This window comes from Massilia aquatica (assembly GCF_011682045.1).
Taxonomy (GTDB): domain Bacteria; phylum Pseudomonadota; class Gammaproteobacteria; order Burkholderiales; family Burkholderiaceae_D; genus Telluria_A; species Telluria_A aquatica.
Genome location: NZ_VVIW01000010.1, coordinates 147,842 through 159,901, shown reverse-complemented (window position 1 = coordinate 159,901; position 12,060 = coordinate 147,842). Strand labels below are relative to the sequence as shown.

The window sequence follows — 12,060 nt, the reverse complement described above, 5'->3', positions numbered from 1 at the left end:
ATAAAGTCGAGCCTGAATCCCGCGCTGGCCAAACCCGCGCTAGCCTGACCGACAATATTCCCGCACCTGACCCAGCCGGCGCGCCTCCGCCGGTGCTGCGCCTGCGCGAAGCATGCTTCACCGGACCTCTATTCATGACCAAGCCTGACCCACGCACCGCCCAAGTCGTCGCCACCCGCGCATGCATTTCTGTCGCACTGCTGGCCGGCGGCGTGGCGCAGGCGGCCGATCCCGACGGCCTGGCCTGGACCTTCGGCGGCTTCGGCACGGCGGCGGTGAGCCACTCCGACAACCGCCGGGCCGACTTTGGCGCGAGCGTGCTCAAAGCGAGCGGCGCCGGCTACAGCGACGCCTGGAGCCCGCACGTGGACAGCCGTCTCGGCGCGCAGCTCGGCGTGACCATCAACAAGCAATGGTCGGGCGTGGTGCAGGTAATCACCGAACAGCGGCTCGACCGCAGCTACCGCCCGCTGGTCGAGTGGGCCAACGTAAAATACCAGGCCACGCCCGACCTGTCGCTGCGCGTCGGCCGCATCGCCCTGCCGATATTCCTCGCAGCCGACTACCGCAAGATCGGCTACGCCTATCCGTGGGCGCGCACGCCCGGCGAGGTGTACGGCGCCCTCTCGATCAGCAGCAGCGACGGCGTCGACGCCAGCTACCGCTGGAAGGCGGGCGGTCTCAAATTGCTCACCCAGGCCTTCGTCGGCGGCACCGGTTTCGATCTGTACCAGGGCTACACCGTCAAGGCGCGTAAACTCACCGGCGTGTCCACCACCGCCGAACGGGGCGCCTTCAGCAGCCGCGTGAGCGCCTTCAGCAGCGAAGTGTCGATCAACCTGGCCGACGAGCTGTTCGACGGCTTCAATCAGTTCGGCCCTCCCGGCCAGGCCCTGGCGCGCCAGTACGGGATCGAGCGCAAGCGCTTCAACGCCCTGACCATCGGCGCCGGCTACGACCCCGGCGACTGGTTCGTGATGGCCGAAGTGGGCCGCTTCAATTCCCATTCCTTCCTCGGCAAGACCCTCACCGGCTATGCCGGTGGTGGCTACCGTATCGGCGCCTTCACGCCGTACCTGACCTACGCCGCGTCGCACGCCAAAAGTCCCACGCGCGACCCTGGCCTGGCGCTCGACGGCCTGCCGCCGGCGCTGGCCGCGCCGGCCGGCCAGCTCAATGCGGGCCTGAACTACCTGTTGATGAGCGTATCGGTGCAGAACACCGTCAGCGCCGGCGTGCGCTGGGACGTGCGCCGCAACGTCGCGCTCAAGCTCCAGTACGACCGGGTGCGCCCGGACGCGCATTCGCGCGGCACCCTGCTCAACGTGCAGCCGGGCTTCGGCGAGCGCCCGCGCGTCAACCTCGCGAGCGCGGTGCTCGATTTCGTGTTCTGAGGACGGCGCCATGCACAATCGAACCCTGCGCCGCCTGCTGGCAAGCTGCGCCATGACCGCAGTCTTGTCCGCGTCATCGCTGCACGCTTGCGGCGCCGAACTGGTGGTGATCGTCTCGGCCAGGAGCCCGGTCGCCAGCCTGCGCGCCGACCAGGTGGCCGACATCTTCCTCGGCCAGGCCGGCACCTTTCCCGACGGCGCCGAAGCGGTGGCGCTCGACCAGCGCATCGGCAGCGCCCTGCGCGACGAATTCTATGCGCGCGTGACCAGCAAGACGCCGGCCCTGCTCAAGGCTTACTGGACCAAGATGATCTTCACCGGCCGCGGCCAGCCGCCCAAGGAAGCCGGCGACAGTGCCGCCGTGCGGCGCATGGTGGCCGACAATCCCGCCCTGATCGGCTACATCGACAAGGCCGCGCTCGACCCGAGCGTCAAGGCCGTGCTGATGGTGCGCTGAGCATGAACAGCATGCGCGCCCGCCTCACGCGCCTGCTCGGGCTCGGGCAGGAAACCCACATCTCGCTGCCGCTGTTCGCGCTGCTGCTGCTGGTGATGATCTGGATGGCGACCGACCACTTCATCGGCATCGAGCGCAGCGCCGCCGCCAACGCCGCGCGCGCGTCGAGCCAGGAACTGATCGACACCTACGAAGCGCAGATGCAGCGCAATCTGGGCAGCATCGACCAGACCCTGAAAGTGCTCAAGTACGCGGTCGAGCTGAAAGGTACGGCCGGCGCCCTGCCCGCCCTCGACCAGCAAGGCTTGCTGCCGTCCGGCCTGGTGTTCGTGGTCAGCATCGCCAACCGCGACGGCATGGTCGTGGCCAGCAACCCGCCGGCGCGCGAGATCGACGTGTCGCAGCAGGGCTACTTCGGCTTTCACCGCGACAGCGACACCAGTACGTCCTACGCCAGCCAGACCTTGCGCGACGACGCCAACCAGGACTGGCACCTGCACTTCACGCGGCGCCTGAACGACACCGACGGCAAGTTCGCCGGCATCGTCATCCTCGAAGTCGACCCGGCCTACTTCACCAGCGGCTACGAGCGCTCGCGCCTGGGCGAGTCGGGGGCGCTCGGGCTGTACGGCGCCGATGGCGTGTTTCGCGCCCTGCGCATCGGCGACAAGGTGACCTGGGGCCAGAGCGCGCCGCGCTTCTCGTCCGGCACCGGCGCCGGCCAGGTGGTGGCCAGCGGCTGGGACGGCGTGCCGCGCTACACCAGCGTGCGCCGCCTGCACGGCTTTTCGCTGACCGCGCTGGTCGGCCTGTCCGAACACGAATCGATGGCCGCCTTCGAGCAGCAGCGCCGCAACTACCTGTGGGTGGCCGGCGGCAGCAGCACCGTGCTGGTCGTCATCGTCACCCTGGTGTGCGTCTGGTCGTGGCAGCTCACGCGCACCCGGCGCCGCATCCGGCGCGCCCAGGAAACCTACGCCGCCGCGTCGGAAGCGAGCCTGGATGCGTTTTTCGTCATGCGCCGCATTCTCGACGAGAGCGGCGCGATCACCGACTTCGTCATCGAAGCGACCAACACGCGCGCCGAAAAACTGGCCGGCATGGACAAGCCGGCCCTGCGCGGCATGCGCCTGTCGGCCATGCTGCCGGCATTCCGGGACACCGGCATCTTCGAGGACCTGATCAAGGTCACCCTGGCCGGCGGCGTGCACGAAGCCGAATGGCTGGCCGAACTGAGCGGCGATCGCACCTGCTGGCTGCACCGCCAGGTGGTGGCGGTCGAAGACGGCGTGGTGGCGATCGTGCGCGACATCACCGAACGCAAGGTGGCGGAAGAACGCATCCGCCACATGGCGCACCATGACGAGCTGACCGGACTGCCCAACCGCAGCCTGATCCGCGACCGGCTGGACCAGGCCATCGTCCAGGCCCAGCGGCGCGGGCGCTGCGTGGCGGTGGCCTTCATCGACCTCGATGGCTTCAAGCTGGTCAACGACGGCCTCGGTCACAACGCCGGCGACGAACTGCTCAAGGTGGTGGGCACGCGCATGGCCGCCTGCGTGCGGCGCGAAGACACCCTGGGGCGCTTCGGCGGCGACGAATTCATCATCATCCTGCCCGACCAGGCGGACAACCCGATGGCGGTGGCGCCGGTGCTGGAAAAGATCCGCCAGGCCGTCACTGAACCGATCCTGCTCGACGGCCAGGAAGTCCAGGTCAGCTGCAGCATGGGCGTGGTGATGTACCCGCGCGACGGGGCCGAACCGAACACCCTGATGATGAACGCCGACGCCGCCATGTACCGCGCCAAGGAGATGGGCAACAATAACTTCCAGTTCTACACGCGCGAAATGAACGCCAGCGTCGAAGAAAAACTGGTGCTGCTCGAAGGCTTGCGCGGCGCCCTCGACGACGCCCAGTTCCATCTGCTGTACCAGCCCAAGGTGGACCTGCGCAGCGGCCTCATTTTCGGGGTCGAAGCGCTGATCCGCTGGGAGCATCCCGAGCATGGCGTAGTCTCGCCGATGCGCTTTATCGGCCTGGCCGAAGAAAGCGGGCTGATTGTCGCCATCGGCGACTGGGTGCTGCACACGGCCTGCCGCCAGAACAAGGCGTGGCAGGATGCGGGCCTGGCGCCGGTGACGATGTCGGTCAACGTCTCGCCGCGCCAGTTCGAAGAAAAGCGCCTGGTCGAACGGGTCGCCGCCGCCCTGCGCGAGAGCGCCCTGGCACCAGGCGCGCTGGAGCTGGAAGTGACCGAAAGCCTGATCATGCGCGACCTGTCGCAGTCGATCGGCAAGATGCGCGAGCTAAAGGCGATGGGCATTTCGCTGTCGATCGACGACTTCGGGACTGGCTATTCGAGCCTGTCGGCGCTCAAGTCCTTCCCCATCAGCACCCTCAAGATCGACAAGTCCTTCGTGCGCGAACTGGCCGACAACACCGATGACCAGGCGATTGCGAAGGCGGTGATCTCGCTCGGGCACATGCTCAAGCTGCGCGTGATCGCCGAGGGCGTCGAGACCGAACAGCAGTGCGCCTTCCTGCGCGACAACGACTGCGACGAAATGCAGGGCTACCTGTTCAGCCGCCCGGTGCCGGCGGCGCAGATCGCGTTGCTGCTGGAAGAACAGGCGCGCATGCAGGCCGGCTGCGACAGCGCCGGGCGGCCATTGTTCGCGCCAGAGGCCGATGCGGCGTGACGAAACTGACTGATGCGCCGTCACGCAAACCGCATCGCCACCGCGCCACCCGCAATCAAACCGACCGCGCACACACGCCGCACGCCAAGCCGCTCGCGCAGGAACACGCTGGCGATCAGCGCCGCGAACAGGATCGAGGTTTCGCGCAGCGCGGCGATGACGGCCACTGGCGCCGCCGTCATGGCCCACAAGGCCAGCCCGTACGAGGCCATCGACACCAGGCCGCCGAGCAGGCCGGTCTTCCAGTACCGGCGGCCGTAGTCAGCCAGGGCGTGCCGTTTGCCCACCACCGACACGAGCAGCACGAGCGCCGACAGCGCGAACAGCCACAGGGTATAGGCCACTGGCGCGCCGGACAGGCGCACGCCGACGCCGTCGATCAGGGTGTAGCACGCGATCACGGCGGCGTTGAACAAGGCAAACAGGGTGGCGCGGCGCGACGGCGGCGTGGTGTCGGCGCCGCGCCACAGCCCCATCGCCAGCACACCGGCGCAAATGAGTGCGATCGCGCCATACTGCCGCACGCTGAGCACTTCACCGACCAACGCGGCGGACGCCAGCGCCACCAGCAGGGGCGCGCTGCCGCGCATGAGCGGATAGGCGTGGCTCATGTCGCCATGCGCGTAGGCGGCGGCCAGCAGCCGGTAGTAAACCAGGTGCATGCACGCGGACGCGGCCAGCCACGGCCAGCTGGCCGGCGCCGGCAGCGCCAGGAACGGCAGCGCCAGCGCGGCCGGCAGAGCGCTGCCGCAAGCTACCAGCACGGTGGAGAGGAGTTTGTCGGGGCCGGCCTTGACCAGTGCATTCCAGCTCGCGTGCAGCAGCGCGGCAAACAGCACCAGCAGCACGATGGCGCCGGACACGGGGTGGCCGGCTTAGCCTAGCGGGCCAGCAGGCGCGCCAGCAGCGCCTCCGGCTCGGCTTCGACCATCATCAGGCCCACATGGTCTTCGCGCACGAACGCTTCGCGATGCTGGTGCATGACAAACGCGGCCAGCAGGTCGTAAAAGCCGCCGGCATTGAGCACGCCGATGGGTTTACGGTGGATGCCGAGCTGCGACCAGGTCAGCATCTCGAACAGTTCTTCGAGCGTGCCCATCCCGCCCGGCATGGCGATGAAGCCGTCCGACAGTTCGGCCATCATGGCTTTGCGCTCATGCATGTCGCGCACGATGAACAGCTTGGTCAGGCCCTGGTGCGCCAGTTCGCGCTCGACCAGCGCCTGCGGAATCACGCCGACCGCTTGGCCGCCAAGACGCAGCACTTCGTCGGCGATGACGCCCATCAGGCCCACCTTGCCGCCGCCAAATACAAGACCGATGCCCTGCTCCACCAGCGCGCGGCCCATGGCGCGCGCGCTGTCCGCGTACAGCGGCGAGGCGCCGTACGAGGCGCCGCAATAGACTGCGATTGATTTCATGTGTGCCGCTTCTTATTTGAGTTTTTTCAGGTATTCCTCGGACAGCTTCTGGAACAGCAGGTGCGTGTCGCCGCGCAGGTAAGGACCGATCTGCGAGAGCACCTGGTAGCAGCCGCGCGCCAGCGCGTCCGACATGGCCTGCTGCTCCGAATACTTGCGCGGATTGAGCACGTATTCATACGACAGCCAGTAGGTGGCCACCACCACCATATTGGTGGCCATGGCGTTGATGTCGGCGTCCGACGCTTCGAGCGACTTTTCGCTGCGCAGGTCTTCGCACAGTTCCTTGGCCACCTTGATCTTGTGCGCCAGGATCAGCTTGAAATGCAGTTCGAGCTTGCGGTTGCGCGAGAGCAGGTCGTTCAGGTCGCGGTAGAAAAAGCGGTAGCGCCAGATCAGTTCGAACATCAGGTGCAGGTAGATCCACACGTCCTCGATGTTCGAGCGGCGCCCGTCCGGCACCGTCAGGATGCGTTCGATCTCGGCTTCGAACTGCACGAAGATCGAATTGACGATGTCATCCTTGTTACGGAAATGGTAGTAGAGATTGCCCGGAGAAATATTCATCTCCTCGGCGATCACCGTGGTCGTGATATTCGGCTCGCCGAACTCGTTAAACAGCCGTAACGACAATTCGAGGATGCGTTCACGGGTGCGGCGGGGAGCTTTCTGTAGCATGGCGGGGCGGTCGGTGTTTTTTCTCATGCAAGCATAACACCGAACATGGGGGTATTCACAGGCCAATGACGATACCCCGGCGTACGGTCAGGCGTCCTCGCCGCCCGGCGGTGCAGGGGCTTTGGCTGTTGCGCGCTTGCGTGGCGTCCCCACTGCCTTGGCGGCTGGCTTGGCGGCTTTCTTCGCTGCCGGCTTGGCAGGCGCCCTGGACGCCGTCTTCGCGGCGCTCCTGGCGGCGGCTGCCGCCGGAGCCGGTTTACCGCTCAGTTCAGCCACCTGCTTGCTCAATTCCTCGACGCGCGAGGCCAGCGCCTTGAACTGCTCCTGGGTCGGCACGCCCATGCCCGCCAGGGCGCGCGTGACGCGGTCTTCGAACACCTGCTCCATCTTGTCCCATGATCCGGACGCCTGGCGCGCCACCAGCTCGGCCACGCTGGCGGCGCCCTCGGCCACGCCACCGGCCTTGTCCTCGGCCATCGAGCGGGTGCGTTTTTGCAGGTCGTTGCCTTCCTGGACCAGTTTGCTGAATACCCGGCTGCCCTCTTCCTGCGCCTTGGCGAACGCGCCAAGGCCGGCTTGCCAGATCTGGTGCGCCGAAGCGCGCACGGCGTCGGCCAGTTGCGAGTCGTCCTCGACGGCCTGCGGCTTGAGTTTTTTTGTCATTGCGGAACTCCGTGAATGAAATAGGGGTCGGATCTGCGATCCATTCTAGTGAGCTACGCTAGAGAGTGCGTTCTAAAGCGCATGCGGTGCCGGCCGGCGGTCAACCCTGCGATGCGACGCGCAGCATTGTGTCATACACATGCTGGTTGGGCGTGACCTTGAAGCGCGGATCGCGCGGGTAGCAGGTGTCCGCAATCGCTACGCCATACAGGCCGGCCAGCACCTCGGCCACGGCCGGGGAACGGCTGGCGCCGGCGAAACAGTGCACCAGCAGCAGGTCGATCCCTTCGCGCGCCAGCACCTCGCGCAGCTCGCGCAGGATGGCCCGGGCGATCGTTTCCGAGAAAAGATGCGGCGCCGCGCCGGCATCGCTCGCGGCGCCGGGCACGATGTCGTCGAAGGCGTATTCGCGCACCCAGGCGTGCCCCTCGCGCAGCGGCGGATAGACGTGATGTCCGACCGCCTGCCCGTCGAGGATGCGCAGCACGTACGTGCGCGCGGAAACGTCGGGCGGCACCTCGCTGGCATCCTCGGCGCTCATGAACAGCACCTTGCGGATCTGGCCTATTCCGGTGTCTTGACCTTGCATCATCGTTTTCACTCCATGTCCACCAAGGTGACACCGCATGCGAACACGGTGAGGGATTTGTTCGCGCTCAAGAAATAGATACGGTAATGCCGTACCCGGCCGCCATAGGGAAAATGCCTGGTCCATGCCGTGGCCGCTTCCGAATCGGGATACTCGGCCAGGGCGTCGATCGGCACCGTGTGCGCTTGGTCATGCTCGAACGCGGCCGTCGCCACGCCGGGAAATGACGCGTAGGTGAACGAGCACACCGATGTGAACACCAGCTTTTTGCGCTCAAGCACTTGCTCGCCGTCGAATTCGATGATGACCGACAGCTCCCTGCCGTCGGTGGCCACGTCGACCGTCGTCTCGCCATACTCAGGCAACCACGCGCTGGTGTCGATTACCAATACATCACGTCCCAATTTCATCGTTGTGTCCATTCTCATCGACATGCGCAGGTCGGGTAACCGTGCCCATGTTTATTCTACGCAGTGCGAAAATCTTCCCGCGCCGAGGTTGGCGTAACGTATCGCAAATGCATCATCGTTACGCGTTCATTGCGTGCACCGGGTAAATTTTCCTGCCTTGACGATCCGGTATTGCAAGGCCTTTGTCGCCGCGTCATCGGTCCCGCCTCCAGCCACCACGCGGATGCTCCGGATGTCGATGCCGGCCGGCGCCGACCAGCATCGCTCGCTTTCCGTCAAGCGCGGCAGGCGCAGGCGCGAGCGGATCTTTTCGTTTTCGAACTGGAAACTTCGAAACAGGTACGGCACCGTGCCGATGGCCGGGCTGGCAATATCAAACTCGATCACCTCGCCAACCACCTCGGACCAACTGATCCTCAACGTCCCTGTCGCTCGCACATTGCCTTTGAAAAGAAAGATACCGGCATGGTAGTCTTCGATGGGCGCGTATCCGCAGGCGGCGACCAGCGTCAATGCCGGCGTACCCTTCAAAATACTGCTGTCCCGCAGTTGGAGTGGATAGCCCGGCAGCAGCGAGCTGCCGCAATCGCAACCGGGTCCCACATCGAGCTCGGCGGCATAGCGGGCGCACCGGTCCGCACCGGCGGTGGCGGCGCCGGACAGGGTTGCCATTAGTACAGCGGCAATAAACAGGATGGATTGCAAGACAGCGGCTCCTCGGGCAGGCAAGACGGGCCTGCGTGGCATGGCCGCCATGATACAGGGTCAGCGCGGCTATTCCAGGGGCGCAATGCCGTGATCCTTGTACGAGAAAGCATACACCTTCTGCAGCCGCGCCAGGCGGCGCTGCGCGGGGCCGGCGGGCAACGCCACCAGCCAGTCGCCGATCTCCCTGAAACATGCCGCGCGCAAAGCGCGCTGCTGGATGCGGATGTTCCCGAGGGCGGCTTCGGCCTGTTTCGCCACATCCTCGCCGGACCCGGCCGCCATCCGCAACAGCACGCTCATTAGTTCAGGCGTCCTCGGTGCAATGCGCTCGATGCGCAGCACCGCCAGCCCTCCCCTGGTGGTCGGCATGGTGCTCTCGGGCATGCCGGGACTCATGCCGATTGATCTGCTGTATTCGCTGTACGACTGCGCCAGCGCGCGATCGGCATCGGCGGCGAATGGCAGTGCCAGCAAGCCCGGCACGACGCGCGCCTGATAAGTTGCCAGAAACTCTTCGCCGCCCGGCGCGAGCAGCATGGACTCGACCATGACCAGCCGGTCGCCGCGCAGGCGGCCAATGCCAGCCGCGATGCGCGGCACGGCGGGCGCGATATTGATCGTCAATCCGCGCCGCAGATCGTCCATGTCGTGCTCGCGGCGGCTGGCCAGGAAACGCTCGTACAGGAATTCAAGGGCCGGACGCGACCCCAGGCTGGCGATCAGACCGGTGGTGTTGCTCAGGCACGCGCGCGCACCGGCCTGTGCGGCGTCGCGGTACGCGCGTTTGAGCATCGGCAAGTCGGACGCCACGAGCGCTCCGGATTTTTCCAGCAGCCTGGCGCTCAGGCAGTCGACCGGCGCGCACAGCTGGCCCTTGCAGGGGCGTTGACGCTGTTCCAGGTCCTTCTGTCGCAGCGCCACCCGCAGGTCGTCTTGAAAAGCGTCGAGCAGCAGGCTGCGCGCAATCCCGGTGACCGGGCCGGTGCTGTCGATCGCATTGAGCAAAAGATTGCGGCGCGCACGGTCCCGCGTGCCGCCGGCGTCCAGCAGCGCCAGCAGTTTTTGGTTGGCCGGCGCCGATTTGCGCCCGATGGTAACGAACGCCGTGGCGGCACTGTCGGCGCTTGCTGGATTGTCCAGCTCGTCAACCAGGTGCGCCATCGCGCCTGGCAAATCGATGTCCCTGAGCAGGGCGATGGCGGCCGTTCTCGATGACGGTAGCTTGATGGCGTCCGTTACATACCGGTCAGCCAGCGGACCCCGCTTTCGGAGCGTATCGGCAACCGGCGTGGGCGACTCCCCTCCCACCTGGAACAGATACGGGATACCGATCTCGTCTCCCTGCACGGCAAGATAAGCATCAATCAGTCCGCTCGTCCAATCATTGAGCAAGCTTGTCCGCAGTGCAGGCAAGACCGGACTGGCGCGGCTACCCATGCGGATCAGGAATGGCGCGATCAATTGTGCCGCCTCATGCGTCACCTTCCCGCTCGACAGCAGCGCCGCAATCGTCCGCAGGCGTGCGCTGTCATTTTCCTCGGAGATCTGCCAGATCGCCATGGCGATCTCGTCACGCAGCCCGTGCGGGTAGGCGGGATTGGCGTACAGCGCCGACAGATACGGGATCGCCGGCTGCGCGACGCGGCCAAGATCCCTGAACACGCGCGTGACGGTGGTCGCCGCACTTTGCGCTTGCGCAAGGGTCTTGTAGTCGGCGCCTTGCGCCTGCAGGCGGTCCAGTTCGCCCATCTCGCGCTGGTGCAGCGCCATCAGCTCGGGCAAGGCCGGCGCTGCCGCCGGACCCAGATGAACCATCGTCCACAGGGCAACGGTGCGTGAAACATCGCGCTGATCGCGCAGCAGGCGAACCAGGACAGGCACGGCCTGCCCTTGCGAGCGCACCAGGGCCCGCATATAGCACTCAAGGTCGGGCCGCGGCTCCTGCTGCATCATCGTCTCGACGCGCTCGGGCGTGAGATCGGCTAACTGGCTGGGACATTCAAGCTCATACGCGATCTTCGACGCCTGTGCCGCGGGTGCAAACACGGCAAGTGCCGCGCTCAGTACCGTATATTGTATTGCCGCCTTCAATCTCATTGCGTTCGCTTCCCGTCGTGGCAAACGGCCAGCCGGGGCGGCCGGACGTTGTCCCATTAGATTTCCTCTAGACATTAATTGTATACTGTCAACTTAGCTTACCGACAAGTGCCGCCTGCGCGCCACGGAAAGACGAATGTGAACAAGAACATGATGCGATGGAATTTACTGGCGCTGGCGCTGGCCGGATGGCAGGGACAAGCGGCCGCGACGGCTATTCCAATGCGCGAGGCGGCCAAATTCTCCGACAAGATGAGTTGCACCATTGATGGCGCCGCCACCTTCAGCGCCAGCGGCGCCCAGGTCAGGATCACCCGCCTGGGCGCGGTCGAAGGGCCGGCCGTGCTGAGCTTCGGGCTGGGCATGACGGCGGCCAGCAATGGCCAGACGCACGAGATCGACACCGGCGCCATCGAACTGCCCGCCAAAGAAGGCCACTACCAGTTTCCCAGGCCGGGGCAAGATGGCGCCTGGTCGAGCGTGTACCGGATCCGGAATGGCGCCAACGCCGTCGTGGAAGACTATACCGGCAAGGCCTGGTGGCAATTTTATGGCGTCGCGGCGCAAGGCGCGCAAGCACGCCTGATGCTCGATATCGACCGTCTGAACGAGCTGGAACTTGGCAGACGCTACGGACGTCCTCTGCGTTTCAACATGAGCGGGCAGTTTCGCTTCAACGCGGCCTGGGCCGCCGGCGTCGACGGCAAGCTGGCGCAAGCGTGCCGGGCGGCCACGCCTTGGTCGATCCCCGCCGCTGCGCCGGCAGTTGATGCGCGCCGCGATCCGGCCGCGTGCGGGGTGCGCCAGCATTTGGTCGAGTGCGCCTTCGAGGTCTACCTGGAATTGCCTTACCGCCGCTAGTGTCCTGAGTTGGAAATGCGTTGAATATAAATATGGCGAAATCGTGCTGAGACAAGGAACAAAGCGCAGGCAGGCAAGCGC

General features: G+C 65.7%; 12 protein-coding genes. 4 read left to right on the top strand and 8 right to left on the bottom strand.

The window, feature by feature from the left end:
* The first annotated feature begins 134 nt into the window (after positions 1 to 134).
* The 3 genes from F1609_RS18295 to F1609_RS18285 are packed head-to-tail and all read left to right on the top strand — an operon-like array spanning position 135 to position 4,553.
* A complete protein-coding gene (locus F1609_RS18295) occupies positions 135 to 1,394 on the top strand; it encodes a hypothetical protein (RefSeq protein WP_167077827.1) in 1,260 nt (419 codons plus the stop codon).
* Between the two features lie 10 nt (positions 1,395 to 1,404).
* Positions 1,405 to 1,851 (top strand): type 2 periplasmic-binding domain-containing protein, encoded by a 447-nt coding sequence (locus tag F1609_RS18290; RefSeq protein WP_167077826.1) that lies wholly within the window; start codon positions 1,405 to 1,407, stop codon positions 1,849 to 1,851.
* A gap of 2 nt (positions 1,852 to 1,853) precedes the next feature.
* A complete protein-coding gene (locus F1609_RS18285) occupies positions 1,854 to 4,553 on the top strand; it encodes a bifunctional diguanylate cyclase/phosphodiesterase (protein ID WP_229421937.1) in 2,700 nt (899 codons plus the stop codon).
* A gap of 20 nt (positions 4,554 to 4,573) precedes the next feature.
* Here F1609_RS18285 and F1609_RS18280 read toward each other — a convergent pair whose 3' ends face one another.
* The 8 genes from F1609_RS18280 to F1609_RS18245 form a co-directional block, all read right to left on the bottom strand.
* Positions 4,574 to 5,416, bottom strand: a complete 843-nt coding sequence (locus F1609_RS18280; protein WP_167077825.1) for an EamA family transporter — start codon at positions 5,414 to 5,416, stop codon at positions 4,574 to 4,576.
* Positions 5,417 to 5,433: 17 nt separating this feature from the next.
* Entirely contained in the window at positions 5,434 to 5,973 is a 540-nt protein-coding gene (locus F1609_RS18275) for an LOG family protein (protein ID WP_167077824.1), read from the bottom strand.
* A gap of 12 nt (positions 5,974 to 5,985) precedes the next feature.
* Positions 5,986 to 6,651: a TetR/AcrR family transcriptional regulator gene (locus F1609_RS18270; protein ID WP_054263370.1), complete on the bottom strand. Its 666-nt coding sequence runs from the start codon at positions 6,649 to 6,651 to the stop codon at positions 5,986 to 5,988.
* An 87-nt stretch (positions 6,652 to 6,738) separates the two neighbouring features.
* Positions 6,739 to 7,314, bottom strand: coding sequence for a phasin family protein (locus tag F1609_RS18265; protein WP_167077823.1), 576 nt, complete (start codon positions 7,312 to 7,314; stop codon positions 6,739 to 6,741).
* A gap of 100 nt (positions 7,315 to 7,414) precedes the next feature.
* Entirely contained in the window at positions 7,415 to 7,906 is a 492-nt protein-coding gene (locus F1609_RS18260; protein ID WP_167077822.1) for a protein-tyrosine phosphatase family protein, read from the bottom strand.
* Positions 7,907 to 7,911: 5 nt separating this feature from the next.
* A complete protein-coding gene (locus F1609_RS18255; RefSeq protein WP_167077821.1) occupies positions 7,912 to 8,313 on the bottom strand; it encodes a hypothetical protein in 402 nt (133 codons plus the stop codon).
* Positions 8,314 to 8,439: 126 nt separating this feature from the next.
* The gene (locus F1609_RS18250) at positions 8,440 to 9,018 is read right to left on the bottom strand and encodes a hypothetical protein (protein WP_167077820.1); all 579 of its coding nucleotides are present in this window, start codon (positions 9,016 to 9,018) and stop codon (positions 8,440 to 8,442) included.
* 69 nt (positions 9,019 to 9,087) lie between these two features.
* The gene (locus F1609_RS18245) at positions 9,088 to 11,067 is read right to left on the bottom strand and encodes a hypothetical protein (protein WP_167077819.1); all 1,980 of its coding nucleotides are present in this window, start codon (positions 11,065 to 11,067) and stop codon (positions 9,088 to 9,090) included.
* Positions 11,068 to 11,271: 204 nt separating this feature from the next.
* Between F1609_RS18245 and F1609_RS18240 the strand changes: the two genes are divergently transcribed.
* Entirely contained in the window at positions 11,272 to 11,979 is a 708-nt protein-coding gene (locus tag F1609_RS18240) for a hypothetical protein (RefSeq protein WP_167077818.1), read from the top strand.
* Positions 11,980 to 12,060: the final 81 nt, after the last annotated feature.

Coding starts and splice junctions, on each gene's coding strand:
- F1609_RS18295 (WP_167077827.1), top strand. CDS start 135: ATGACCAAGCCTGACCCACGCACCGCCCAAGTCGTCGCCACCCGCGCA.
- F1609_RS18290 (WP_167077826.1), top strand. CDS start 1,405: ATGCACAATCGAACCCTGCGCCGCCTGCTGGCAAGCTGCGCCATGACC.
- F1609_RS18285 (WP_229421937.1), top strand. CDS start 1,854: ATGAACAGCATGCGCGCCCGCCTCACGCGCCTGCTCGGGCTCGGGCAG.
- F1609_RS18275 (WP_167077824.1), bottom strand. CDS start 5,973: ATGAAATCAATCGCAGTCTATTGCGGCGCCTCGTACGGCGCCTCGCCG.
- F1609_RS18270 (WP_054263370.1), bottom strand. CDS start 6,651: ATGCTACAGAAAGCTCCCCGCCGCACCCGTGAACGCATCCTCGAATTG.
- F1609_RS18265 (WP_167077823.1), bottom strand. CDS start 7,314: ATGACAAAAAAACTCAAGCCGCAGGCCGTCGAGGACGACTCGCAACTG.
- F1609_RS18260 (WP_167077822.1), bottom strand. CDS start 7,906: ATGATGCAAGGTCAAGACACCGGAATAGGCCAGATCCGCAAGGTGCTG.
- F1609_RS18255 (WP_167077821.1), bottom strand. CDS start 8,313: ATGAAATTGGGACGTGATGTATTGGTAATCGACACCAGCGCGTGGTTG.
- F1609_RS18240 (WP_167077818.1), top strand. CDS start 11,272: ATGCGATGGAATTTACTGGCGCTGGCGCTGGCCGGATGGCAGGGACAA.